Genomic DNA, 25670 nt, shown 5'->3' with positions numbered 1-25670 from the left:
CCGACGCTCCTCCGAGTAGGACAGGCCATGCAATATGGTGCCATTATGGACATATCTTAGGCATATTTTATCCATTCTGGCCATATATCTTCCACCTCCCTCCTTCTAGGTTGAGAGCAACGCTTCGCATCGAAGCTTAGGGGACCAGTTGGCATCGCCTCATCGAAGGAATCGATATGACGGATACACGAAATTTCACCATCGCGTTGGCGCAATACGCCCAGATTCCGCTCTCCGACGATGAGTCCTTCGACCGCTTCGCACAAACAGTCGCCGCAATCTGCGCCGGCCACGATGCGGCAGGAAACAGTCCGGAACTGGTGGCTTTCCCCGAGATGCACCTATTCGGCACCGGCTCGCTCAACGAGGAGGATGCGAATCGGGCACAGGAGGCCGCCGCCGTGGAATTTCCCGACACCTCCTCGCAACCCGTCTCCGTGGTCGAAGCGTCCGATTCCCTGCTCTCCAAGTGCGCGAATCTTGCCAAGAAGCATGGCATCTGGCTCGTTCCAGGTACCTTCTGCGAACGCAATCCGTCTGGAGGAATATACAACACCGCAGCCGTATTCTCTCCGGATGGCCTGCTCGTCGGCAGCTACCGCAAAATCTGCCCCTGGAGGCCTTATGAGCGGTATATTCCAGGGAATTCCTTTACCGTCGTTGACCTGCCGGGCAAAGGACGCCTCGGCCTGACAATCTGCTATGACGCATGGTTCCCTGAAATCGCCCGCCAGGTCGCGTGGCTCGGCGCCGACCTCATCCTCAATCTGGTACGCACCACGACTCCGGACCGCAGACAGGAACTCGTACTGGCACGCGCCACGGCAATCACCAACCAGGTCTTCGTCGCCAGTGTGAACGCCGCCGCGCCTCAGGGTGTGGGCGATTCGGTCCTGGTCGACGCCGAAGGTGAGCTTCTTGATGTCTGCCGAGGCGACGAGGAAGCCTTGCTGACCCGCACCATCGACCTCGATATGGTCGACCATGTCCGCCGCATCGGAACGGCGGGGAGCAACAGACTTTGGGAGCAGTTCAGACCCGATGACGACGACATCCTCCTACCACTCTATGAAGGCCACATCAGTGCCGCCCGCTGGCACCCGCAATCCGGACCCGGCAGACGACGCTGACTTCCTCACCTTCCCGAATCTCCCCTTACCCATTCCACGTCACCCATTTCCCCCAAACCCACTCGCCCGTCGAAAGGACCATCAGATGACCGCAGGAACACTTGGAAGCGGCGAACAGGCCATCGCCGCGGAGCACACGGCAGAACCTAAGTTGAAGCGCACGATGGGCCTGCGCTCCGTCATGATGTTCGGTCTGGCGTATATGACGCCCATCATCGTCCTCGGCACCTTCGGCGTCATCGCCGAACTCTCGCATGGAGCCACGGCGATGTCCTACACCGTTGCCCTGGTCGCCATGCTCTTCACCGCAGGCAGCTACGGTAGGATGTCCGTGTTGTACCCCGAATCGGGCTCGGCATACACCTACATCGGCAAATCGATTAATCCCAAGCTCGGATTCCTGGTGGGTTGGGCCGTGCTTCTCGACTATCTGTTCCTGCCCATGGTCGTCTGGCTCATCGGCGCGTCATATCTCAATGCCGAATTCCCCGGCGTGCCCATCTGGGTGTGGATTCTTGGCTTCGTGATTGTCACGACCGTTTTGAACATCTTCGGCCTCAATGTCGCCGACAAGGTGAATTTTGCACTGATGAGCTTCCAGGCTCTGGTCATCGGCATCTTCGTCGTTCTTTCCCTGCGTAGCGTCATCGTGGGTGGCGGCGTCGCCTCCGCATTCAGCACCCAACCGTTCCTGGGTTCGGGTTCTGGCGTCTCGGGCATCGTTGCCGGCGCAGCCATAGCCGCTTATTCCTTCCTGGGATTCGATGCAGTGACCACGCTTTCCGAGGAAACCAAGAATCCTCGTAAAACGATGCCGAAAGCCATCATGCTCGTCGCGGCGGTCGGCGGCTTGATTTTCATCATCGTCGCCTACACCACGCAGTTGGTTCACCCCGGTGGCACCTTCGACAATGCATCATCAGCGGCGTTTGAAATCGCGGGGCAGATAGGCGGGAATCTCTTTACGGCCATCTTCATCGCAGGTCTGTGCTTCGGGCAGTTCACTTCGGGCATCGCCACACAGGCCAGCGCGTCGCGTCTGCTCTATGTCATGGGACGCGACGGCGTGCTGCCCAAAAAAATCTTCGGCCGACTCAGCTCGAAATTCAACACTCCGGTGCTCAGCATCCTGCTTGTCGGCATCGTAGGCCTCATCGCCATGTTCCTTGATGTGGCGACTTCGACCTCCTTCGTCAATTTCGGGGCTTTCACCGCATTCACACTGGTCAACGTCAGCGTCATAGCCTCATATTTCAAAGTCTCGCCGGAAACCAGGGCGAAGCTGATGCCGGGCGGATGGCTGCGCAATATCGCCTTCCCCACATTGGGCTCGCTCTTCTGCGCTTATCTGCTTATCAATCTCGACAAACAGGCGTTGGTACTCGGACTCTCCTGGCTTGCCATCGGCATCGTCATCCTGGCTGCATTGACCAAAGGATTCAAACACAATCCGCCTGAATACGAAGCGGAATGAATACCTCAACACACCTCATCGAGGAAAGGAACAATCATGAATATCACCGTTTTGGGTACGGGCATCATGGGTGGTGGCATCGCCACGGTTGCGGCTTCCAAAGGCTTCTCGGTAACGGCATGGAACCGCACCGTGGAACGGGCACAGGCACTCGAAGGACCCGGTCTGAAAGCCGAGGCTGAGCTCGCCGCTGCCGTGTCCAATGCGGACGTGATCGCCATCGTGGTCTTCGATGCGGCCAGCGTCGTGGACGTATTGGAGAGGTCCTATCAGGCTGCCCCAGCCGATGCGGTGTGGATACAGATGTCCACCATCGGCACCGAAGGCTCCGCAAAGGTCCGTGAATTCGCCAAAGCACATGACCTGCATCTTATCGAAACGATGATGATGGGGAGCAAGGACCAGGCGAATTCCTCGCAACTCATTCTCATCGGCGGCGGCGAGCAGACGCTGTTCGAACAGGCGGCACCCTTCCTTGACGCCATATCAAAGAAACTCGTCCACTGCGGCCCGCAGGTCGGTGACGGCACCGCGGTGAAGTTGGCCTGCAACCTCTGGCTGGGCTGCATCACCGCGGCGGCCTGTCAGTCGGTCAAGGTCCTGGAACGCCAGAACGTCGATCCTCAACTGTTCCTGGACGTCATCGCCGGGGGAACGTCCGACTCGCCATATGCCCATATCAAGGGCGGCAAGGCGATAACGAAGGACTACAGTCCCCAATTCGAGGTCTCGGCTTTGGAGAAGGACCTCGGGCTGATGAAAGCCGTGATGGATTCAGTCGGATTCCGCAACGATCTGCTGTCATTGGTCATGGATCTCTATGCACAGTCAGATGGCAAGGGCCACGCTCACGACGACATCAGCGCCGTGGCCACCTCATTCGAATAGCACCAAACCCTACATACCCGTAACTTCACAGAAAGAATGACAGTCATGTCCACAGACAGCTTCTCCGCAACCCCCATTTCCACCGTGTCGGATATCCCCCAGCGGGCCCGCGAACTGCGTACCTCGATTCCCGGCCCGAAGTCCCAGGCCTTGACCACGCGGCATCATCAGGCCGTCAGCGCCGGTGTCGGAGCCTATATGCCGGTCTTCGCGCAAAGCGCTTCGGGATCGACCATCACCGATGTAGACGGCAATCGTTTCATCGATCTCGCCGCAGGTATCGCGGTCACAGGGGTCGGCAACGCCGCACCGGAGGTCGTCGAGGCGGTTCAGACGGCCGTGGCCAAACTGACGCACACCAATTTCGCCACAACTCCGTATGAGAGCTATGTCGAGGTCTGCGAGAAACTCGCGGAACATACCCCAGGCGATTTCCCGAAGAAAAGCGTGCTGTTGAATTCGGGTGCGGAAGCCGTCGAGAACGCCGTCAAAATCGCCCGTAAATACACGGGACGTTCAGCGGTGATCGTGATGGAGAACGCATTTCACGGACGAACCAATCTGACGATGGCCATGACCACGAAATCCTCGCCGTACAAGCGTGGATTCGGTGCCTTTGCCCCCGATATCTACCCTGTTCCCTACTCATACCCGCTTCGTGACGCATTCGGCAGCGATGGTGTAGCAGCGGCGAAAGACAGCATCGAGAAAATCGAACTGCTGGTAGGTCATGAGAACGTCGCTGCGATCATCGCAGAACCGCTGCAGGGCGAGGGCGGCTTCATCGTCCCGGCCGAGGGCTTCCTCAAAACCTTGTCCGAGTGGGCACATGAGAACGGCGTTCTCTATGTCTCCGATGAAATCCAGTCGGGATTCTGCCGCACCGGCGAATGGTTCGCCTCCGATCACTTCGGAGTCGTTCCTGATCTCATCACCACCGCCAAGGCTCTTGGAGGCGGCATGCCGATTTCCGCAGTCACCGGACGGGCTGAAATCATGGATAGCGTCCAGCCGGGAGGCATCGGTGGCACCTATGGCGGCAATCCGGTGTCCTGCGCCGCGGCATTGGCTGCGATTTCGATTATGGAAAGCAAGGACCTCAACGAGCGTTCGCGGCATATCTCCTCCGTAATCGCATCTTCGCTGAATCCCTTGGTGGAATCTCTGGATACCGTTGCCGAAGTGCGTGGTCTGGGAGCCATGCAGGCCATCGAATTCGTCGAGTCCGGAAGCATGCAGCCCAACAAGCCCCTGGTCGCTCGCATCGTCGCCAAGGCCATGCAGGCCGGACTCATCATGCTGACCTGCGGCATCAACGGCAACGTCATCAGACTCCTGCCACCCCTGGTCATCACGGACGATGAGCTCAACGAAGCCCTGGATGTCCTTAAAGCCATCATCATCGAAGAAAGCGCCCGCTAAACAGGTCATCAATCCGCGTGTGTAGGGATTATTTCTGAAACAACAGACATCACCGAAGGGCGAGTGGCGGTATTGCAATGTCCAGCAATACCGCCACTCGCCATCTCCAACAAATTCCCTACACAAACGGCTCTGACTGGCCGAATCAGATCAGATCATAAGGCATCTGACGTTTCACGAGCCAAAATATCAGCAGAACCAGCACCACGGCAAAGGACAACGCAGGAATTCCCCAGGGCCCCAGGACCGCAGCCAGGACGACGGTCCGTCCGGCATAGAAGGCCGTGCGTCGCCATCCTGTACGTTCTTTGCCCTCCACGGTCATATGCGTGAATCGCCCGCCCAGGGTCTGCCCTCTGGCAAGTACCGGCATCATCAGCTCGAATATGAGGAACGACATCGCCATAAGGGCGAGCACGACGATTCTCATGCCTGATGAGGTAATCGTCATTCCTGCGAAACCATACGTTCCGTTCATGTTGTAGGTGCCTGCCTTCACCACCACAACGACGAATCCCAGCCCGAGAGTGCCTGCAAGGCCGTAGATGCACGTCAGGTCAATCGCCAAGGACACCACGCGATGAATGAACCCGGGACGAGTAACCACATCATCAGCGGCCTTCGTGCGTACGGGAATCCACCTGGCGAATGCCAACGCCATCAGAAAACCTATGACTCCGCCCACGGTGTTCCACAGCAGGTCGTCCACATCGAACAGTCTGTAGGAGCATGGATAGAAACCGAATGCCCCGGTGAGCTGCGCCGTTTCGATCATCAGGGATGTCGCGAAGCACATGGGAAGAGCCACGGTGAAACGCCACCGGAACACCCTTGACATGATGAAGCCCAAAGGGACGAAGAACAACACGTTCATCACGATCTGAAGTATGGCGTAAAGCCCGCCCCGCGAAACATCCGTCAGAAATTCGAAGGGATTCAACTGCGCGTGCAGATGATGGCTTGCGCAGAATGCAGCGGGATTATCGGGCATGGGCCACAAGGTGAAGCACACCAGCGCCAGCAGATACAGCACCACGAGATACGCCGAGAATGCCGCCGTGAAATGCAAGGCGTGATATCGGTGATAGATCACCGCGAGAATCGGTATGGTCAATATCAGCGAGACGACAGGCCATATGGCGACTGCGGTGATGAAGGAGACGCTGAAGTATCCGAGGAATCCGAGCATATCCTCAGACTATTCCCGTTGTCGAAGCCTCGAAATCGTTCTGTCGAACGACATCGTCGAAGCTGTTCGTCGTTCGCTCCCCCGCCGCGCTGACGGTGGCGAGGGCATCAGCGACCGCCTGCTCGGGGAATTCCTCATGCCAGGCATTCTGTGCCGACCATCGGGTGACCATCGCGAAATACCTTCTTCGCGGACGGGGGTATGACATCGTCAGGTCGTGTATGCCCTGGTGAATGGTCGCGATGGTAACCAAATCCCCCAGCTTGAGCGCCGCCTCCCGTATGGCTATGACGTCCAGCACTGAGTCGCTCTCCCTCATCCTCTCGTCCCAGGTCAACTGCAGCATCGTGCGGTCCGAAGTGCTCACCAGAACTGGGACCTGGATATCAAGGCCGCCTGCTATTTCCGCCTGAGCCCGGTAAATCGCTTCCAGCCATCCGGCCCGTGGAAGGAACTGCTGCTCATCCGAGAAGGGATAGGCATCGTAATCCCATTGCCCTCCGAGTTTCCTGAGTATCGTTCGCTGGTAGAAACCCGGGTCGGGTATAGGCAATGCACTGTGCGCACCTCTGAGCAGCAGCCCTTTGAGCACCGGGGTCGAGATGATGCGAAGCATCCGATTGCCCTGTAGTTCAAGCCACGGGGAGTTCAATGCCATGGCGGTGACATGCGTGGGATGGTCCGTGTTCATCCACAACGAAGCTATCAAGCCTCCTTGGGAGTGCCCGACCACCATGATGCGTACGTCCGGGCCTTGTTCCTCAACGACAAGGTCATGCAGGGCGTTGAGTTCCGCCCTGTACTCATGCAGGTCATCGATATATCCGGATATCTCTCCGCTTCGTAGACTTCGGCCGTATCTGCGCAGATCCACGGCATAGAAACGCACGCCCAGGCTTTCCCAATATTCCGATACGTGCCGCCGATAGAAGTAATCGTTCCATCCATGGATGTACATGATCGCCTTTGGCCTCGGGCGACGTTCCGGCGTATGGAACACTGTCGTCCGGGTACGCGCCCACAGCTTCCGCAAGCATCGCCCGTGCCGTTTCTCGTCCGCATCATCCGACGCTGGCGCTTTCCTGATGAAGGTCGCGATCGAGTCGCCTTCGCTGTCCTGTCCGAGAACGACCGTACGCCGTTGGTATCCTGCAATGACATCATCGTCCTGCCACTGATCGCCGGGCAGACCATCGGGCAAGTGTGTGGCACGAACATCCAGGCCGTCCATGATCGCCCTCCCTCTGGCTTTTTCATATCCGCCGATGTGTGGCATCGCTTATGGCGATACTTAGCAAACAGCGCAGGTCGCCCATGTCGGCGAACTGCGCTGTTTGCTGATTTTCAGTGGTGTTCAGTCGTCGCCCAAGGTAACATGCACGCCACCTACCAATGAGCTGACGATGTTGTACAGGAACGCGACGATCGTTGCCAGCACGACCACCAGCACGACCTCGAAAATCGAGAAAATGGTTACCGCGCTCAGTACCGTGCTCAGGCTCAGCACGCTGCTGAAATCGAACCCTCCGGCATCGAGACCGGTTTTGGAAAGCAGCTGGGTCACATTGTCGAAAAGACCGATGGAGTTCAGCAGCAACCAGATCAGGGCCATGGCGACGATCTGAATAATGGCTCCGGCAATGGCCAGGAGGAATGACACCTTGGTAATCGACCAGGGATCGATCCTGGTCAACGACAGACGCATTCTCCGGGCTCTGGGTACCGAAGGCTTCTTCGCACCCGAAGAGACGGCGGATTTGGGGGTGCTCAAAGGAAGTGCGGCACCTGCTCCCGCGGCATGCTGGCCAGCCGCTTCGGTACTGATCAACGGCTTGGACGAGAATGAACGTGCAGTGCGCCCCGACTGCTCCTGCTGTTCACCGTTCTCGTCATGCGAGTCGATCGGTTCACCTGTATTCTGGCTCATCGCTTCTCCTTGTTCGATTTGCCTGACATCTGATGTGAGGCTACCAGTCAAACTTGACCGCTTGGACTATTCTGCCGGCTTTTCCACAATCTCAGCAGATTCGGCACCGTTTTCCGCGTTTTCGGCCTGAGCCTCCACCGCCTCGACCTCGTCTTCGCTTTCCTCGTTGCGCGCGATGGAAAGAATCTCGTCACCCTTGTCCGGTTTGGCCAGCGTCACTCCCTGCGTGGTGCGACCGGTTCTTTTCACCTCGTTGACATTGGAGCGAATGACCTTCCCGGATTTCATGATGGCGAGTATCTGGTCGTCCTCGTTTACGACGACGGCGCCGACCAGCGAACCACGGCCTTCGACAAGCTGAATGGCCTTGACGCCGAAACCGTTTCGTCCCTGCAGACGGTACTCGGAGAGTGCCGTGCGCTTTGCGTAGCCCTCGTTGGTCACCACGAGCAAATCATCCTCTGATTCCTCAGGAACCACGTCCATGCTCAGCATGGAATCCCCTTCGCGGAAACGCATTCCCTGAACACCTGCGGTCTGACGTCCCATCGGGCGAAGCGTGCCGTCCTCGGCCGGGAATTTCACGCTCATGCCGAGACGCGAGACCAGAATGATGTCGTCCTTGGCGTTGCATAGGGCCGCACCCACCAACTCATCCTGCAACCCGTCCGTCGAATCCTCGATATCCATCAACCGCACGGCAATCAGACCGCCCTGTCGTGGGGAATCGTATTCGCTCAGACGTGTTTTCTTGACTTTGCCGGTGCGCGTGGCGAGAACCAGATACTGCGCCTCGTCGTAGTCGTGGATGGACAGCACCTGCTGAATCTTCTCTTCCGGTCCGAACTGCAGAAGATTGGCGACGTGCTGCCCCTTGGAATCTCGCGACCCTTCGGGAATCTCGTACGCCTTGATTCTGTAAACCCGACCTCTGTTGGTGAAGAAGAGCAGCCAGTTATGCGTGCTGGTCAGGAAGAAGTGGTCGACCACGTCATCCTCACGCAGCTTGGCACCCTTGATGCCCTTGCCTCCACGATGCTGTGCACGGTATTCCTCGGCCTTGGTGCGCTTGATGAACCCGGAATGGGTGACTGTCACCACCACATTCTCCTCGGCGATCAAATCCTCGACGTTCATCTCTCCCGAATACGGAAGAATCTTGGTTCGGCGTTCGTCGCTGTATTTGCCGACGATCTCGTCGAGTTCGTCTCCGACTATCTTGCGCTGACGTTCGGGCTTGGCGAGAATGTCATCGTAATCGGCAATGCGGCGCATAAGCTCTTCGTGCTCGTCAATGATTTTCTGACGTTCAAGTGCCGCAAGACGGCGAAGCTGCATCGCCAAGATGGCGTCGGCCTGCACGTTGTCCACATCGAGCAGACTCATCAACCCTGTTCGTGCGGTTTCCACATCCCGCGATCCGCGAATCAGCGAGATGACCTCGTCTATCATGTCGAGAGCCTTGAGATAGCCCTGCAGGATATGGTCGCGCTCTTCGGCCTCGCGCTTCAAATACTTCGTACGACGTTCGACCACGTCGAGCTCGTGGTTCACCCAATGCCGGATGAAGGCATCAATCGACAGGGTCCTGGGCACGCCGTCGACCAAGGCGAGCATATTCGCGCCGAAGGTCTGCTGCAGCTGGGAATGCTTGTAGAGGTTGTTGAGGACGACCTTGGGTACGGCATCGCGTTTGAGGACCAGCACCAGACGCTGCCCCGTACGCCCTGATGTCTCGTCTCGCATATCGGCGATGCCCTGAATCTTGCCGTCGCGCACGCCTTCTCGTATCGATGACGCGAGACGGTCGGGATTGACCTGATAGGGCAGCTCGGTGACCACCAGGCACATGCGGCCCTTGATTTCCTCGGTATTCACCACGGCCCGCATCGTGATGAGCCCACGACCCGTTCGATATGCCTGTTCGATACCCTTGTGCCCGAGAATCGTCGCTCCGGTCGGGAAATCAGGTCCCTTGATGATGGATATCAGAGACTCCAGCAATTCCTCGCGAGTGGCCTCAGGATGGTCAAGGGCCCAATGCACGCCTTCGGCCACCTCGCGCATATTATGCGGAGGTATGTTCGTGGCCATGCCGACGGCGATGCCTGCCGAACCATTGACCAGAAGGTTCGGGAAGCGTGAGGGCAGAACAGTCGGTTCCTGGGTTTTACCGTCGTAATTCGGCGCGAAATCAACGGTGTCCTTGTCGATGTCGCGTACCATCTCCATAGCCAACGGCGCCATACGGCATTCCGTGTAACGCATGGCTGCTGCAGGATCGTCACCGGGGGAACCGAAGTTTCCCTGCCCGTCCACCAACATGTATCGCATCGACCAGGACTGCGCCATACGGACGAGGGTGTCGTAGATTGCCGAGTCACCGTGCGGGTGGTATTTACCCATCACATCACCGACAACGCGGGAGCATTTGTTGTATCCGCGATCAGGGCGGTATCCCCCGTCGTACATCGCATAGATCACACGGCGGTGCACCGGCTTCATACCGTCTCGAACATCCGGCAACGCGCGTTCGACAATCACCGACAGTGCATAGGCCAGGTAGGATTCGCGCATCTCCTGCTGCAAATCCATGGCCTGGATGCGTTCGCCGCTGATCAGACCGTAATCCGTGTTATCAAGCTCTTGCGGGCTCAATGGTTCAAGAGCGCCGCCTGATTCATTCGGCTGCCCCTCATCGGGATTCTGTGAATGAGTATCGTCTGCCACTGTTATTCCTTAGCTTCAATCGTTTCTGTATCTCTCGCATGCTGGTCCACCATGGTGAACCGCTGCTGGCAGCGCCCGCTCAGGCGTCGATGAACCGCGCGTCATGCGCGTTTCGCTGGATGAAGAGACGACGAGGCTCGACATCGTCACCCATCAGCATCGTGAAGGTTTCATCCGCCTGTGCCGCGTCCTCGATGTGAATCTTCTTGAGGATGCGGTTCTCGGGGTCCATCGTGGTCTCCCACAGCTCCTGATAGCTCATCTCTCCCAGACCCTTGTACCGCTGGATGCCCTCGCCTTTGGGAAGCTGACGTCCGGCCTCCTTGCCTTGTTTGAGCACCCGGTCGCGTTCGGCGTCCGTATAGACGAAGTCATGCGAACCCTTGGTCCATTTGAGCCTGTACAGCGGCGGCATGGCCACGTAGACGTAGCCTGCGGTGACCATGGGTCTCATATAGCGGAAGAACAGCGTCAGATTCAGCGTGGCGATGTGCGCACCATCCACATCGGCATCGGCCATGATGATGACTTTGTGATACCTGACCTTGTCGAGGTCGAAATCCTCGCCGTATCCCGCGCCGACCGCGGTTATCAGCGATTCGATGGTGTCCGACTTCATCATGCGGTCGATGCTGGCCCGCTCGGTGTTGAGAATCTTTCCTCGCAACGGCAGAATCGCCTGCGTCAGTGGATTGCGCCCCTGGATGGCCGAGCCACCTGCCGAATCGCCCTCGACGATGAACAGCTCGGATTCGCTGGGATCGTTGGACTGGCAGTCCTTGAGCTTGTCGGGCATTCCTGCGGTCTCGAAGATGGACTTGCGCCTGGTGTTCTCCCTGGCCTTCTTGGCGGCGATGCGCGCGCGCGAGGCCTCTATGGATTTCTGGATAATCATCTTCGCATCGGCGGGATGCGCGTCAAACCAGTCCTTGAGCTTATCGTTCATCACACGCTGTACGAATGTCTTCGCTTCGGAATTACCGAGTTTGGTCTTGGTCTGGCCTTCGAACTGCGGGTTGGTGAGCTTCACCGACACGACCGCGGTCAATCCCTCTCGCACATCATCACCGGAGAGATTCTCATCCTTGTCCTTGAGGATGTTCTTGTCCCTGGCATAGCGGTTGACCATCGAGGTCAGCGCCGCGCGGAATCCCTCTTCATGGGTTCCGCCTTCGGTGGTGGATATGGTGTTGGCGAAGGTGTGCACGGATTCGGAGTATGCTGCAGTCCACTGCATCGCGATTTCGGCGGAGATACCGAGGCTGATGTCCTCTGATTCGATGTCGATGACTTCGGGCTCCACAGGAGTGTATTTGCGCGACTTCACCAAGTAGGACACGTAGTCCTTGATGCCGTTGGCATACTGATAGGTCACGGTCTGGTGCAGTTCTTCGGCCACGTTGTCGCCGTCCCCGGTGACCTCGTCCCCTGCGGTATCGACATGGCGAAGGTCCGTGAGCGAGATCTTCAGTCCCTTGTTCAGGAATGCCATCTGCTGGAAGCGGCTGCGCAGGGTTTCGAAATCGTATTTGGTGGTTTCAAATATGGCCGGATCGGCCCAGAACGTGACCGAGGTGCCGGTATGTTCATCGGGACTCATAGGGGCGCCCTGCTTCAACGGTGCCGTGGCATGCTGGTCGACGAAGCTTTGCGTCCAGTGGTAGTCCTGCCTGCGCACTTCGATATCGACCTTGGTCGACAGAGCATTGACGACCGAGATGCCCACACCATGGAGTCCGCCCGAAACCGCATAGCCACCGCCGCCGAACTTGCCGCCCGCGTGGAGCTTGGTCATCACGACCTCGACGCCGCTGACACCTTCTCCCGGCACATCATCGACAGGGATGCCTCGTCCGTCGTCCACGACCCGGATGGCGTTGTCCGCCATGATGGTGACCTCGATATGACTTGCATATCCTGCCAGGGCCTCGTCCACCGAATTATCGACGATTTCGTACACCAGGTGGTGCAGGCCGCGCGGACCCGTTGAGCCGATGTACATACCCGGGCGGATTCGAACGGCCTCAAGCCCTTCGAGCACCCTGAGATCGCTGGCATCATAATGTTCAGGCGAAAGCGAATCATCCAACTGGGCGCCGTCGGAAACCGCTTCGTCGGTTTCCGTGGCATCGTTGGCATCGACGATATTCTTGTCGTTCTCGTTGCTTTGGTCTTCTTCGGCATTCACGGGCGAATCTGAACTGAGTTCTGCCACAGATGTTCCTTCCTGCGCCGTCGGACCTTATCATCAACAATCCCACGACGGTCAATACACTCTAAAAAGCAAAAAATGAGCCCTTCTAGGCTCCGAACCCTATAGTGCTAGGTTACCAGTGATTAGGGACTATAGGGGCATCAGAAGTCCGTAAATCGCCTTGCGCGCCCCGGAGAGCTGAATCTTGACTTTCTGAAGGATTCGGAGTGCGGCCCCGTCACGGTGATCTTGTCAACGGGCAGATCTCCCAGCTTCTGGGTGATCGTATGAGACAGCTGCGGCACGAGATAGGTCAGCTGCGTGGCCCATACGGTCGATTCGCTGCGTATGGTCAATTCACCGTGCTCATAGCCGGCGACATAGGAATGCCTCGCGATGGCAGGTCCGACGATCTCATCCCAGTGATTGCGCAACTGGGCGATTTTCAGATGCGGAGTCCAGTCATCGCGTTGCACGATTCCGCTGACCACTCCTGCAAGGGAATTGGGGTCTCGTCCGGGTTTGCCGAAGTTGTACCAGGCCTGCTCGGAACGCTCTCGCATCAGTCTCAGCGACAGCGAGCGCTTGGTGAAACGTTCGAAGGTCCTTGCCGGAAGTTTTCTGACATCCAGATGGAGTTGCAGGTCGACGGGTCGGTCCATCCCTATTCCGCCCCCTTCATCTGTTCCTTCAGCAGCATCTCGTAATCGTCGTTGTGCTGTCGGTCCACGAGTTGCTGGACATCTATGAGATGCACCCCGCCGGACACGTTCTGCCCTTCGCGCACTTCCAGCAGTCCCGGAACATCGCTTTCGGCCGCAACCGTTATCAGCACCTGCTCCTGAGTGGAGGCGAAGGCCAGGATCTGAGCTCTGCGTGATTCGTCGAGCTGTGCGAAGACATCATCGAGGATGACGACGGGTGTGGTTCCGAGCCGTCGCTTCATCAAGGTGAACAAAGCGAGCTTAAGAGCCAATGCCAGAGTCCACATCTCCCCGTTGGAAGCGTATTCTCGCGCATTCATGCCATTGAGACGGAACAGCATATCGTCTCTGTGGGGGCCGATGAGGTTCTGCCCCCTGGACACCTCCCCCGCATACAGACGCTGGTAGTGTTCGCTGATGGCCGTTCTCGGGTCGTCGTTGTCGAGCACCTCACTGAAGGACGGCTGGTAGTCGAGTCGCGCCTGATTGCCCTGACCTGCGAGTGAGGAATACGCATGCGCGAATTCCTCCTGAAGGTCGGAGATCAGTTCGGCGCGTTCGTTGGTGAGCTGCACACCGACATCGATGAACTGCCCTGTCCAGATCTCCAGACCGCTCAGGGCTGCGGATTGTTCGGATACTTGTGGTTGCTGCGACAATTGTTTGAGGAGAGCCACGCGCTGCTTGGCGATATGCCGTGAGCGCTGCAGCAGTTCGGCGTACATGGGATTGAGCTGGCTGCAGGCCTGGTCTATGAAGGAACGTCGCTGGGCGGGGTCGGAGGACACGAGACGTTGATCATCCGGAGCGAATACGACGCAGTTCAGTCGACCGATGACGTCTCTGGCATACAGTGAAGGGCCTGAATCCACCCTCCCCCTGTTGGCTCCCCTTGTTGCAACCGTAAACTCCAAAGTTTCCGAGGATTCCCGATGATGCACATTCGCGCGGATAGTGGCTGAGGTATCTCCTACGTGCACCAGCGGAGCGGATGTTGAGACCCTATGGCTGGACCCCGTGGACAGTACTTCCACGGCTTCGACGAGGTTCGTCTTCCCCAGACCGTTGCGCCCCTGCAGGATGTTGACGCCCGGTTCCAGATCGACTACGCAGTTGTCCCACGAACGGTAGTGGTCTACGGCCAGGCGAGAAATGTACACGGTGTTGTCCCCAAACAAATAGTGCTTTTCCTGGGATGCTTCAGGAAAAGCCGAGTCAGGCAGAGAAGCGCATCGGGACGAGCAGGTAACGGTAATCGAGTGACTCGTCCGAGTCCGATTCCTGCTGACCGTTGAATTCCACTGCCTTCACCGCTGTCGTCATCTTCATCCTGACGTAGGGCTCGGTTATGGCGCTCAAACCCTCGATGAGGTATCCGGGGTTGAACGCGACGGTGATGTCCTCGCCGTCCATGTCGATGTCGAGGATTTCCGACGCCTGGGATTCGTCCGCGGCGCCGGCCGAAAGGTTGAGCTCCTGGCCTGAGAACACCATACGAACCGGTGCATTGCGTTCCGCAACCAGCGAGACACGTTTGATGGCATCAATAAGAGCCTGTTTGGATATAACCGCGTGAATCGGATATTCATCCGAGAATAGTCGATCGACCGAAGGGAATTCGCCGTCGATGAGCTGGGAAGTGGAGACGCGGCCTGCATTCTCAAAACCGAGCAACGTTGGTGTTTCGGTCGAGAAATCAATGATGACGTTCTGGTGTTCGTCCACGGAACGAGCGGTGTCCTTGAGCAACGAGCCACGAACCAGCGTGACCGTTGAAAGGTCAGGGTTCTCGGGTGTCCACGCGAAACTTGCCCGAGACAGTCTGAAACGGTCAGTCGAGGTCATGACCACGCGGTCACCGGAGAATTCGATTTTTACACCTGTCAGGACCGGACGATTCTCTTCTCGTGAGACAGCGACCGTTGCCTGTGATATTGCCTGCGCAAAGGTCTGAGCGTCGACCTGCCCGAGAGTCGTCGGAACAATCGGCAAATCAGGGTAATCGGCTTCAGGCATCAGTTGCAGGGAGAACTTCGATTTTCCCGAGGTGATGGTCATCTTTGAGTCATCGGTCGAGAGATAGGTTTTCTCGGAGGGCAGTGATTTCGTAATGTCGGCAAGAAGTTTGCCGAGTACCAGGGCGGAGCCCGCCTCGTCAATGCCCGCTTCGATGTGGTGACGAGCAGAAACCTCGTAGTCGAAGGCGGAAAGCTGCAGTGTCCCATCCACTGCTTCAAGACGGATGCCCGAAAGAATCGGGGTGGCTGGTCGTGCCGGGATAACGCGGGTTACCCAAGCTACCGCATCGGCGAGTGCCGTGGAATTGATTTCAACTTTCATGTTGCGCTTTCTTCGTCGTTAATGCTGACCCCATTCTAGCCAAAGCGAACTTTCTTTTCGACAGTGGCGTGATTGCGTTGTTACTGCTGAGGTGAATTGGTGTAAGTGGGTAAGTAATCATCTTCATAAGGCCTGTGGATAGTGTGGATAACTCTTCTCAGAGCATTGGGGACAAGCTTGAAGAACAATCCCCACCTGTGGATAACTAATAGTATTCTTGTGGAAAAGTAGGTAATTTATCCACAACTGCTGAGACGCTTTGAAATTATCCACATTTTTCATCTCCGAATGCACCGGTAATCCACGAGTAATCCACCGTATTTGGTGACTTATTCCCCGACTTTACCCACATCTGTGAATAAGCCTGTGGATAACTTTCAAAAAAGTTATCCACTTACGGGCGTGTTGTCCGTGTCACTCTCCGCTATGCTGCTTGAGCCTGACCGTCAACTCCATCACGTAGTTGTAGATTTCCCGACGTTCCTGCATCTCCCCTGAGATTCTGGTGTAGGCATGCATCACGGTGGTGTGATCACGACCGCCGAACACCTCGCCGATGTCCACCAGGGACATGCTGGTCATCTCCCTGGCGAGGTACATGGCCGTCTGCCTTGCCAAAGCGATGTTCTTCGTCCGTGTACGGCCGACGATGTCGTCGAAGGTCAGATGGAAGTATTTGGCCACCTGCGTGATGATATCGGTGGGACGAATCTCCACATCGGTCGTGAAGAAGTCCTGGAGCGTCTGCTCGGCCAGAGCGCAGGTCACCTGCTGATTGTTGAGGCTGGCGACCGCCGTGACGCGGGTCAGAGCACCTTCGAGCTCGCGGATGTTCTCGGTAAAACGCTCCGCGATGAGGTCAAGGACGTCATTCGGTATCTTGACCGCGTTCATGGACGCCATCATCCGCAGAATGGCCACTCGTGTTTCCCTGTCAGGAGGCTTCACATCGACCGTGAGTCCCGAATCGAAGCGCGAGATAAGCCGTTGCTCGAATCCCTTGAGATTCTTCGGGGCCACATCAGAGGCGATGACAATGCGCTTGTTGGCATCGTGCAAGGCATTGAATGTATGGAAGAACTGGTCCAGGGTGGCTTCCTTGCCCCCCAAAAATTGGATGTCGTCGATAAGCAGCACGTCGACGGCTCTGTACCTGCGGTTGAACTCGGCAATCTGGCCGGTTCCCTGAGTGGAGTTCTGAAGTGCGTCTATGAACTCGTTCGTGAATTCCTCGGAATTGACGTATCGGACCTTAAGCGACGAGTCCTTCACCAGGGCATAGTTCCCGATGGCATTGAGCAGGTGGGTTTTGCCCAATCCTGAACTGCCATAGATACACAAAGGATTGAAATCCCGACCTGAACCTTCCGCCACTGCGAGTGCTACGGTTCGGGCGAAGCGATTGGAATCTCCCGGAACGAATTTATCGAAGGTCGCGTTTTTGTTGAGATGGGTTTCGGGGTCCTGGTCGACTTTTTGCTGGACCATCTGGAATTGGGGAACCTTGAAGCCCTGATTTTGCGGCGTAGGTGAAGCGGGTGCGAATGATGGAACGGATTTCTTTTCCTCATACGGCATCTCGATCGGCAGGGGCTGCGGATACGCCTCCTGGGAGAGATCGGCTATGGTCGGGGCGCTGTTTTCCACTTCCAGCTGGGACGGCGTCGTTACGGGAATGCCTGTGGAAGATATCGCTTCCGGTTCCTTGCCTGCAACGTCCGTTGGCTCCTTGTGCTGAGTTTCGGAGGGACGGAGAATCTTTATGGCAGGAAACATATCCATGCCGCTGACCAACTTCAACGCCTGGAGCAGTGGACCATTGAGGTTGTTCTGGATGGCTTCCTGGGCTGCGGTATTCGTTACGCAAAGCACGATGGTGGTGCCGAAAACCGCCTCGGGAGTGATATCCCCAAGCCATCCCTTATCCCGTGGAGTCAGGGAACTGCTGCTTTTCAGTACCTGCAGTACGGAATCCCAAATTCTCGCAGCCTCAGCTGTGGCGTCGAGCGGATTCTGTGACATCGTCGTGTTCCCCTTTGTTCTCTCCAACACTGTCCAGCAATACAGTAGGACATGTTTACACCGTATCCGTTAAGTTATCCACAGCATCGCGTGTTGAAATTACTCAAATGTGAATAACATGGGTGTTATTTGTGGATAACTTGACGTCTGTCTTTCGGCGGTTTTGCAAGGGTTGAGGCTCTTGGAACTTCCCGTCCTTCACATAACGTACGCATTTGATAATGATTTCGTTTTGACGGAAACACTCACGATGTGTACCGTAGTATAGCCTGACTCAATCTTGAGCCGTGATTTTGCATGGAAAAACCCGGGAGCATTGATTATGAAGAGAACATTCCAGCCGAACAACCGTCGTCGTCACATGAAGCACGGATTCCGCATCCGCATGCGTACACGTTCCGGTCGCGCTCTGATCAACCGTCGTCGCAATAAAGGACGCAAGTCTCTCTCAGCCTGATACCGGTTCCGATCCAGTACAGCGTGGAACGGCTGAGGAGCCATCGGGATTTCATGGCCGTCTTGAAGCATAGAAACAAGGTCACCAGCAGGGACCTTGTGGTGCATTACTACGCCTATTTGCAGAGTGATGAACACGGCGAGCCCCCGGTAACCCAGAGAAGGTTAGGGTTGGCCGTTTCAAAAAATGTTGGGAATGCGGTCACCAGAAATCGCGTGAAACGACGCTTCCGCCAGCTGGCAAAGGCTTACGAGTCCATGCTCCCCGAACGATGCGACATCGTCATGAGGGCGAAACCCAGGGCGGACAAGGCCTCATTCGACGGTCTTAGCGCGCAGGTGGGGAGTCTGTTCAACGAGATTGAACACCGTACTCAGCGATCAGCCAGGGACCGCGTTCCGCGGGATGCCGATTCACAGGGGCTGAACCGATGACCGGATACGTCAGCAATGCCGTGATCAAGGCGATTCGTTGGTACAGGAAATCGGTCTCTCCGCTGTTTCCGCCGCGTTGCAAATATCTGCCGACCTGTTCAGAGTATGCGCTGTTGGCAGTCAGGCGTTTCGGGGCGATTCGTGGATTGACATTGGCGTTTCTCCGCCTGATGCGTTGCCGCCCTTGGAGCGATGGCGGTATTGATGATGTGCCGCAGCGCTTCTCACTGTTCTATCGTTTCAGATGGTCCAAGGCCCATGAAGAGCCACGGCTTACGCCGCTGGCACCAGATAAGGAGATGGCCTGACGATGGTCACAGATACGTTTACCTTTGACACAGGCATTTTCGGTTTCTTCTATAAGATTCTGAGACCTGTGGAGTGGCTGGTTACCTACGTTATGGTGTGGTGCCACAAATTCCTGACATTCATAGGACTGCCGAGCGGCCCGGGCATCGCTTGGGCTATCTCCGTGGTGATGCTGGTTATTCTGGTGCGTCTGTGCATCCTGCCGCTTTTCATCAAGCAGATGCGCTCCATGCGCCGTCTTCAGGCCCTCCAGCCCCAGCTCAAGAAAATCCAGAACAAGTACAAGGGCAAGAAGGATCAGGCCAGCAGAGAGGCCGCCAGTCGCGAGACCATGAAGCTGTATCAGGACAATCATGCGAATCCCGCAGGATCGTGTCTGCCGATGCTCATTCAGAGCCCTGTATTCATGACCATGTTCTATGTGTTGTCTGCCGTGCCCTTCATCGCACGCGGCAAGCGTGAGCCGCTAGGCGCATTCACCAAAGATGTGGCTATGGAGTTTGAGCAGACGAGGATTTTCGGAGTGAACATCTCCGACAACCTGACGACCACAGAAGGTCCCGGACGTTTCGTCATCATCGTGTTCATAGCATTGATGTGTCTTACGATGTTCTATTCTCAATTCCACAACACCCGTAAGAACACTCCTCGTGCCTCGATGGAAGGTACGCAGTACCGCATGCAGAAGATGATGGCATATATCTTCCCCGTGATGTACATCTTCTCCGGCATCGCTTTCCCCTTCGCCGTGCTTATCTACTGGTTGACGAACAACACGTGGAATCTCGGCCAAACCATGTGGCAGGTAAGAAACATGCCTACACCCGGTTCTCCTGCGGCCGAGGAGAAGGCCGTACGAGATCATGACAGGGAGAATGAACGCCGGTCAAAGAGCGGTCAGATGTCCTTGGAGGATGAAGCCTTGGTGAAGGCCAAGGAGGCTCAGGCTGAGCAGTCGCAACTGGGCACCCATCAGCGCTATCAGCCCAGCAAGAAGAAGGGCAACAAAAAGAAGAAGTGATGTCCCGATTGTGACAACCACCAGGTGTGCCTCGACGGTATTCGCCTGGTGGTGGTTTTCGATTGAGGATTCTGCACCAGGCTTCGGTTACGGTGAAGTAGGCGTGACCGGAGCTTCGGTTCCGACGTGAACGTATGATGTGGCGTTATGGACGCGTATCGAGGAAGATACGATAATGCGCATGACGCAGTCCAGGTCGGTGTACGAACCGAGGAATCGGGGCTTACACTTAAGACCAGTACCCGAGTAAGGAGCGAATATGTCGCAAGAAGAAGTACGGACCGCAGAGCAGCTCAACGAAGAGGCGGATATTGCCGCGGATTACCTGGAAGCATTGTTGGATGTCGTCGATTACGACGGTGATATCGAGCTTGGTATCAGGAACAACCGTCCAGTCGTTCAGATTGTTGCCGATGACGACCATGACATCAAGAACCTTATCGGTACGAACGGCGAGGTTGTGGATGCGCTTCAGCAACTGACCAGATTGGCGGTTCAGCAGAAAACGGGCGAGCGGTCTCATTTGATTCTCGACGTCGACGGTTTTCTGAAGCGCAAGCGCAAGCATTTGACCGATATGGCCTTGGATGCCATTGATGAGGTCCGTGAGAACGGTGAGGCTGTCGATTTGAAGCCCATGAACTCCTTCGAACGCAAAGTCGTTCATGATGTTGTCCGTGAGGAGGGATTCAAATCACGCTCACATGGCGAGGAACCTAAGCGCTATGTCACCGTTTACGCGAAGGCGGGAAGCGTTGATGCGGCCGATGTCGATGAGGATGTCGATGGCGAGGAATTGGCAGCCGATCAGGGCTGACACATCCGCGATACCTTGATGCAGCCATGATTCACAGGTTTTGAGTGTTTCGGTTTCTTGCCTTGCTTCTATCCCAAGGTATTCCTGGTGCTCTGTACGTGTGTACTTGAGCCTGTGTTGTCGTGACTGGTGGTGGGTTTAGCGTCGGCTGGTATCCATGGTTATGGAATTAGGTCTATTTGTAAGGGGTCAGACAAGTGGTTGCTTCGGAAGAAACACAAGGGGATGCAGCGAAGGGTGAGGACGGCTTCGACAACACATCTTCATTGCAGGATGCCCTTGACGGGAATGTGCTTCCCAAGAAGATTCTTAAAGACGCGTATGACGCCATGCAGCTGTTCCATGACAAACTCGTTAAGGAAGGCGAGCTACGCGGACTGATAGGCCCACGTGATACAACGATTCTTTGGGAAAGACATATTCTCAATTCGGCGGCTGTGGTTCCTTTTGTCACAGAGGCGTTGCAGCATCAGCAGGTCACCACGGGTGTTGCTGACCTCGGGTCAGGCGGAGGTTTTCCTGGCATTGTCATAGCTTCTTGCCTCCGCGATGTGCCAGTGACATTGATTGAACCTATGGAACGTCGTATTCAGTGGTTGTCTGAGGTTGTTGACCTGCTTGAACTGGATAATGTATCCCTTCTCAGGGCAAGGGCAGAAGAGTTAGTACCTGCGTCTATCGCTCACCCTGGTACACCCACCGAGCAACATGCGGTGCATTTCGGCAACGCGGAACATGAACATAGAGGGGCTTCACAGCCTACAGTAGGGTATTCTCAGCGTTTTAATGTGGTTACCTGCAGGGCGGTCGCTCCAATGCGAAAGCTCGCTCCATTAGCTCTGCCCCTCCTGGTTCCAGGTGGACAGCTGGTTGCTCTTAAAGGACGGTCGGCACCTCAGGAATTAGCGAAGGCATTGCCGATGATTAAGAAAGCCAAAGGCTTCAGGTCGCGCGTTCTAGAAGCACCGGTTGGCGAGGGTCTAGAGTCCACACACGTAGTCATTGTGGAAAAACGGTAACCTCCTGACTTCACTGGTGTCTCTCGGTGCTCAAGACAGAAGAGAGTTCACCTTTTTAGCCTGAGAGTGTTTCACGTGAAACAGCAATGTTGATGTTTCACGTGAAACATGCTTCCTGTGGCGAGCATCTGCGTCCGGTTCTTTCTGTTCGCTTCCTCTGTTATGGAGAAAGTACATACACACACTGTTCCTGTGAGAGCTGCTTCAGGTCCCCCGAATACGTTGGGCAGACGTAGAAACTAGTGGTGTGAAGTAATACATTCGAACCGGATATGTTATTCCAGATACAGGGCTAGAAGCATATTCGCGAGCATTGAAATTTCTGCTTTGCGTGAGCTAGGTAAGTGCACATCGATCATATGTGCTCTTCGATGTCTGCAAACCCTCTGCATTCGTCAGATGGATGACTCCTACATAAAATCCAAAAATCAACCAAAATCTAGCGACAGGTCGGAATAGAACGTAATTGCTGGCGTAATCGCCGACCCTCTAGACCTCGATGCACCGTATTGTTACTAGCGGATTCGTCATGGTACGTACAGTGAGGTGCATACATGATTTTGCGTGCTGATGTGTGTAGTGGACCAAGCTCACTGGTTCTATATGCATATCGTATCGTGTAGTGCTGGCTTGACATGATTGTATGAAATTGAAGTTTCGGACAATACACCATGTGTTGTTGCGAAGGTGGGAATGTGAGTTGTACCCTGTTTTGCACTCATGTTGACTTATTCTCGGGTTCTCTGTTCAGTGCTGTTCGTGGGAAAAATATTTGCTGTTTATGAACCAGCTAAGGAACGACAACGAAGGTACAGTTATCCACACTAATTGTGAGTTGTGCACACTTATCCAATGAGCAATGTTTAGAGAAGCACGAGAAGTTGTAAGGCTTAAAAACCCTTGAAAACATTATCAACAGGCTTTATCTGTCGATGATTGTAAGGTTATTACATAGACAAAGTTATCCACAGTTATCCACATTATTCGGTTTGGATTTCTGGAAGTGTGTACAGTACAAATCAGGGCGCACAACAAGGCAAAATGTACCTATAATTATGGTATTTCGAGGTACAGTCGAGTGTGGTTGTTCAGTGTAGCAGTTTGGAATAAGGGGGGACTATGGAGTCGGCTTCAGACGTACTGAAGAGAATCTTTGGTACATCTCAACAAAGCTCCATGGGAGCGGACATTGTTGATCAAACCCAACGGTTGAGGAACATTGAAGCTGCAACCTTCTCGAAACCGCAGCAAACTCGAGTTATTGCTGTCGCAAACCAAAAGGGTGGCGTTGGTAAAACAACCACAACGGTTAACATTTCAGCGGCCTTAGCTTCACGTGGACTTTCGGTTCTGGTAATTGACATGGACCCGCAGGGAAATGCATCAACTGCGCTAGGTGTTAAACACAGCCCTGGCGAAGCTTCCGTTTATGATGTCATAGAAGCACGATTGACACTTGATGAAGTAATGCAAACATGTCCGGACTTTCCGACTCTGCAGGTGGTTCCAGCTTCGATTGACCTCAGTGGTGCTGAACTTGAGTTAGCTGACGTTCAGCAACGTCAATTTGTCCTTAAAGAGCATTTGAGGTCACTTCTGAATGAACAAAGTGAAAGATTCGACTTCGTATTTATTGACTGCCCACCGAGCCTGGGCTTGCTGGTTTTGAATTCATTGTGTGCAGCTCAAGAGGTTCTGATTCCTATTCAAGCAGAATATTATGCGCTTGAAGGGCTCGGCCAATTGCTACATACGATTTCACTGGTCCAACAAAGTTATAACAGGCAATTACAAGTATCGACGATGTTGGTAACAATGTTCGATAAGCGAACGTTATTAAGTAGGGAAGTGTTTGAAGAAATTCAGAAACACTATCCTAAGATTGTTCTTAAGACCACAATTCCACGGGCGGTTAAGATATCAGAGGCTCCGAGTTTTAATCAGAGCATTATTGCATATGATCCGAAGGGTGCAGGCTCGATTGCTTATCTTGAAGCAGCGTTGGAAATCACCAATAGGCAACAGAAGTCTGCTCAACACAATAGAGCTTCAAAGAGCAACACTGATGCGCAAGATACAGTAAGTACTGAATTAGAGACAGCAGAGGGGACACAGGAATAGCATGGCATCACGTTCACGTCTAGGAAAAGGCCTTGGAGCGTTGTTCCCTTTGATTCCCGGGGATGATGACGAGCAGAACTCAGAGGACGCGAGTTCAGACCATGCCCCTTCAGCTTCATCCAAAGCAAAAGACACTAGTCAAGTAAGTTCGCCTCAATCAACAAACAAACGACGGAAAGCGACAACTGTTTCACGTGAAACATCAAAATCGTCGAAGTCGAAGGATACTGGAAAGCCTTCCTCAAGGGCTAAGACTGTGCAGGCAAACACCTCAAAAAGCGCGACTTCGGCATCGAAGAACAACTCTGACAACAAGAAACGCTTAGAGAAGCGTAAATCAATGCCAGGCTTTGATGAGCTGTCCCATCCATCAGATGTCTTTTTTGGTGTTTCACGTGAAACACTACGTGAACAATCAGAGGATAAGGCTTCACAACCAGAAATTTCAAATACAACCCGAGAATCGGAAAGCTCACATTCGGGTGAAGAACTACAGGGACAACCGTCACGTATCAATGCTGAACCGTTGCAAGAGGATGAGTCCAAGCAGAATAATGAGAACAAAGAATTGTTGCAGACTGTGGCCGGAGGGTATCTAGCTGAAATATCCGTGAAAGATATCGAGGCGAACTCGCAACAGCCAAGATCCGTGTTCGATGAAGAGGAACTTCTGGAACTTTCTCATTCAATTGCTGAGGTCGGCATACTTCAACCCATCGTTGTTCGTAAAATTCAATCAAGGAATAGGGATGATTCAACGGGTGCGGCTCACGTCTATGAATTAATCATGGGCGAACGGCGATGGAGGGCCTCTCAGCTGGCGGGATTAACCACGATACCGGCTATCGTCAAGACCACCAATGATGACGAGATGCTCCGCGATGCACTCTTGGAAAACCTTCATCGTGTGGCTTTGAATCCATTGGAAGAGGCGGCAGCATACCAGCAGATGATTGAAGAATTTGGTCTAACACAGGCCGAACTCTCGAAGTCGGTGTCAAAGTCACGTCCTCAAATAGCCAACATGCTGCGCTTGCTTCAACTTCCAGGTAATGTTCAAAAGAAAGTGGCATCCGGAGTGCTGTCAGCAGGTCATGCGCGTGCATTGCTCGGATTGCAAACAGCCGAAGAGATGGAATCAGTTGCTAACAGAATTATTTCGGAAGGGCTTTCTGTACGGTCAACGGAGGAAATCGTCGCGTTGAAGTCGCGAGCGACTTCGCAGAAACCACGTAGTCAGGGGTCCAAAGCAAGTCCTTGGACAGGTACGCCGGTTATGCAAAACCTTGAAAATCATTTCGAGACGAAAATCAACATCAAGGGCACTCAGAAGCACGGAAAGATTGAAATTACCTTCTCATCACCGGAGGATATGACGCGCATCGTGAACCTGATGTTGGGGGAGAGCGGTCAGGCAGGTAATACCAACGACAACTGGGTCTGAGGACTGTACTCCGTAACAAGATAAAGAG

General features: G+C 54.9%; 21 protein-coding genes. 12 read left to right on the top strand and 9 right to left on the bottom strand.

The features are described from left to right. Positions 1–176 precede the first annotated feature (176 nt). From DB51_RS00740 to gabT, 4 genes are all read left to right on the top strand, one after another. Positions 177–1130 carry a carbon-nitrogen hydrolase family protein gene (locus DB51_RS00740; RefSeq protein WP_034250719.1) on the top strand — a complete coding sequence of 318 codons (954 nt, stop codon included), beginning with the start codon at positions 177–179 and terminating at the stop codon, positions 1128–1130. An 85-nt stretch (positions 1131–1215) separates the two neighbouring features. Further along, the gene (locus tag DB51_RS00735; protein ID WP_084674456.1) at positions 1216–2604 is read left to right on the top strand and encodes an APC family permease; all 1389 of its coding nucleotides are present in this window, start codon (positions 1216–1218) and stop codon (positions 2602–2604) included. Between the two features lie 36 nt (positions 2605–2640). After that, positions 2641–3492: an NAD(P)-dependent oxidoreductase gene (locus DB51_RS00730; protein ID WP_034250718.1), complete on the top strand. Its 852-nt coding sequence runs from the start codon at positions 2641–2643 to the stop codon at positions 3490–3492. Positions 3493–3537: 45 nt separating this feature from the next. Beyond that, the gene (gene gabT, locus DB51_RS00725; protein WP_051867111.1) at positions 3538–4914 is read left to right on the top strand and encodes a 4-aminobutyrate--2-oxoglutarate transaminase; all 1377 of its coding nucleotides are present in this window, start codon (positions 3538–3540) and stop codon (positions 4912–4914) included. A gap of 145 nt (positions 4915–5059) precedes the next feature. Here the strand turns inward: gabT and DB51_RS00720 are convergent, their stop codons facing one another. The 9 genes from DB51_RS00720 to dnaA form a co-directional block, all read right to left on the bottom strand. After that, on the bottom strand, positions 5060–6103 hold the full coding sequence (locus tag DB51_RS00720; protein WP_034250717.1) for a VanZ family protein: 1044 nt from the start codon (positions 6101–6103) through the stop codon (positions 5060–5062). A 4-nt stretch (positions 6104–6107) separates the two neighbouring features. Beyond that, complete coding sequence (locus tag DB51_RS00715; protein ID WP_084674454.1) at positions 6108–7334, bottom strand: alpha/beta hydrolase; 1227 nt, start codon at positions 7332–7334, stop codon at positions 6108–6110. A 123-nt stretch (positions 7335–7457) separates the two neighbouring features. Then, positions 7458–8030, bottom strand: coding sequence for a DUF3566 domain-containing protein (locus DB51_RS00710; protein WP_034250716.1), 573 nt, complete (start codon positions 8028–8030; stop codon positions 7458–7460). 66 nt (positions 8031–8096) lie between these two features. After that, entirely contained in the window at positions 8097–10760 is a 2664-nt protein-coding gene (gene gyrA, locus DB51_RS00705; RefSeq protein ID WP_051867110.1) for a DNA gyrase subunit A, read from the bottom strand. Between the two features lie 79 nt (positions 10761–10839). Then, complete coding sequence (gene gyrB, locus DB51_RS00700) at positions 10840–12906, bottom strand: DNA topoisomerase (ATP-hydrolyzing) subunit B (protein ID WP_272866978.1); 2067 nt, start codon at positions 12904–12906, stop codon at positions 10840–10842. Positions 12907–13115: 209 nt separating this feature from the next. Further along, positions 13116–13616, bottom strand: coding sequence for a DciA family protein (locus tag DB51_RS00695; RefSeq protein WP_034250714.1), 501 nt, complete (start codon positions 13614–13616; stop codon positions 13116–13118). 2 nt (positions 13617–13618) lie between these two features. Next, positions 13619–14818, bottom strand: a complete 1200-nt coding sequence (gene recF / locus DB51_RS00690; RefSeq protein WP_034251009.1) for a DNA replication/repair protein RecF — start codon at positions 14816–14818, stop codon at positions 13619–13621. A 55-nt stretch (positions 14819–14873) separates the two neighbouring features. After that, positions 14874–15998: a DNA polymerase III subunit beta gene (gene dnaN, locus DB51_RS00685; RefSeq protein ID WP_034250713.1), complete on the bottom strand. Its 1125-nt coding sequence runs from the start codon at positions 15996–15998 to the stop codon at positions 14874–14876. 414 nt (positions 15999–16412) lie between these two features. Beyond that, complete coding sequence (gene dnaA, locus DB51_RS00680) at positions 16413–18020, bottom strand: chromosomal replication initiator protein DnaA (RefSeq protein WP_034250712.1); 1608 nt, start codon at positions 18018–18020, stop codon at positions 16413–16415. A gap of 322 nt (positions 18021–18342) precedes the next feature. Between dnaA and rpmH the strand changes: the two genes are divergently transcribed. From rpmH to DB51_RS00640, 8 genes are all read left to right on the top strand, one after another. Beyond that, on the top strand, positions 18343–18477 hold the full coding sequence (rpmH, locus tag DB51_RS00675) for a 50S ribosomal protein L34 (protein ID WP_034250711.1): 135 nt from the start codon (positions 18343–18345) through the stop codon (positions 18475–18477). A 23-nt stretch (positions 18478–18500) separates the two neighbouring features. Further along, on the top strand, positions 18501–18911 hold the full coding sequence (gene rnpA / locus DB51_RS00670; protein WP_051867109.1) for a ribonuclease P protein component: 411 nt from the start codon (positions 18501–18503) through the stop codon (positions 18909–18911). After that, positions 18908–19219, top strand: a complete 312-nt coding sequence (yidD, locus tag DB51_RS00665; RefSeq protein ID WP_034250710.1) for a membrane protein insertion efficiency factor YidD — start codon at positions 18908–18910, stop codon at positions 19217–19219. Before rnpA ends, yidD begins: the two co-directional genes overlap by 4 nt. Before the next feature lie 2 nt (positions 19220–19221). After that, positions 19222–20241, top strand: a complete 1020-nt coding sequence (gene yidC / locus DB51_RS00660) for a membrane protein insertase YidC (protein WP_034250709.1) — start codon at positions 19222–19224, stop codon at positions 20239–20241. A gap of 259 nt (positions 20242–20500) precedes the next feature. Beyond that, a complete protein-coding gene (locus DB51_RS00655) occupies positions 20501–21058 on the top strand; it encodes a Jag family protein (RefSeq protein ID WP_034250708.1) in 558 nt (185 codons plus the stop codon). Positions 21059–21324: 266 nt separating this feature from the next. Further along, entirely contained in the window at positions 21325–22077 is a 753-nt protein-coding gene (locus DB51_RS00650; protein WP_034251003.1) for a 16S rRNA (guanine(527)-N(7))-methyltransferase RsmG, read from the top strand. Positions 22078–23196: 1119 nt separating this feature from the next. Continuing rightward, positions 23197–24198 carry a ParA family protein gene (locus DB51_RS00645; RefSeq protein WP_051867108.1) on the top strand — a complete coding sequence of 334 codons (1002 nt, stop codon included), beginning with the start codon at positions 23197–23199 and terminating at the stop codon, positions 24196–24198. Between the two features lies 1 nt (position 24199). Further along, positions 24200–25642, top strand: a complete 1443-nt coding sequence (locus tag DB51_RS00640) for a ParB/RepB/Spo0J family partition protein (RefSeq protein ID WP_034250707.1) — start codon at positions 24200–24202, stop codon at positions 25640–25642. Positions 25643–25670: the final 28 nt, after the last annotated feature.

Source organism: Bifidobacterium crudilactis, from assembly GCF_000738005.1.
GTDB classification, from domain to species: domain Bacteria; phylum Actinomycetota; class Actinomycetes; order Actinomycetales; family Bifidobacteriaceae; genus Bombiscardovia; species Bombiscardovia crudilactis.
This window is presented reverse-complemented; position numbering and strand designations above follow the sequence as displayed.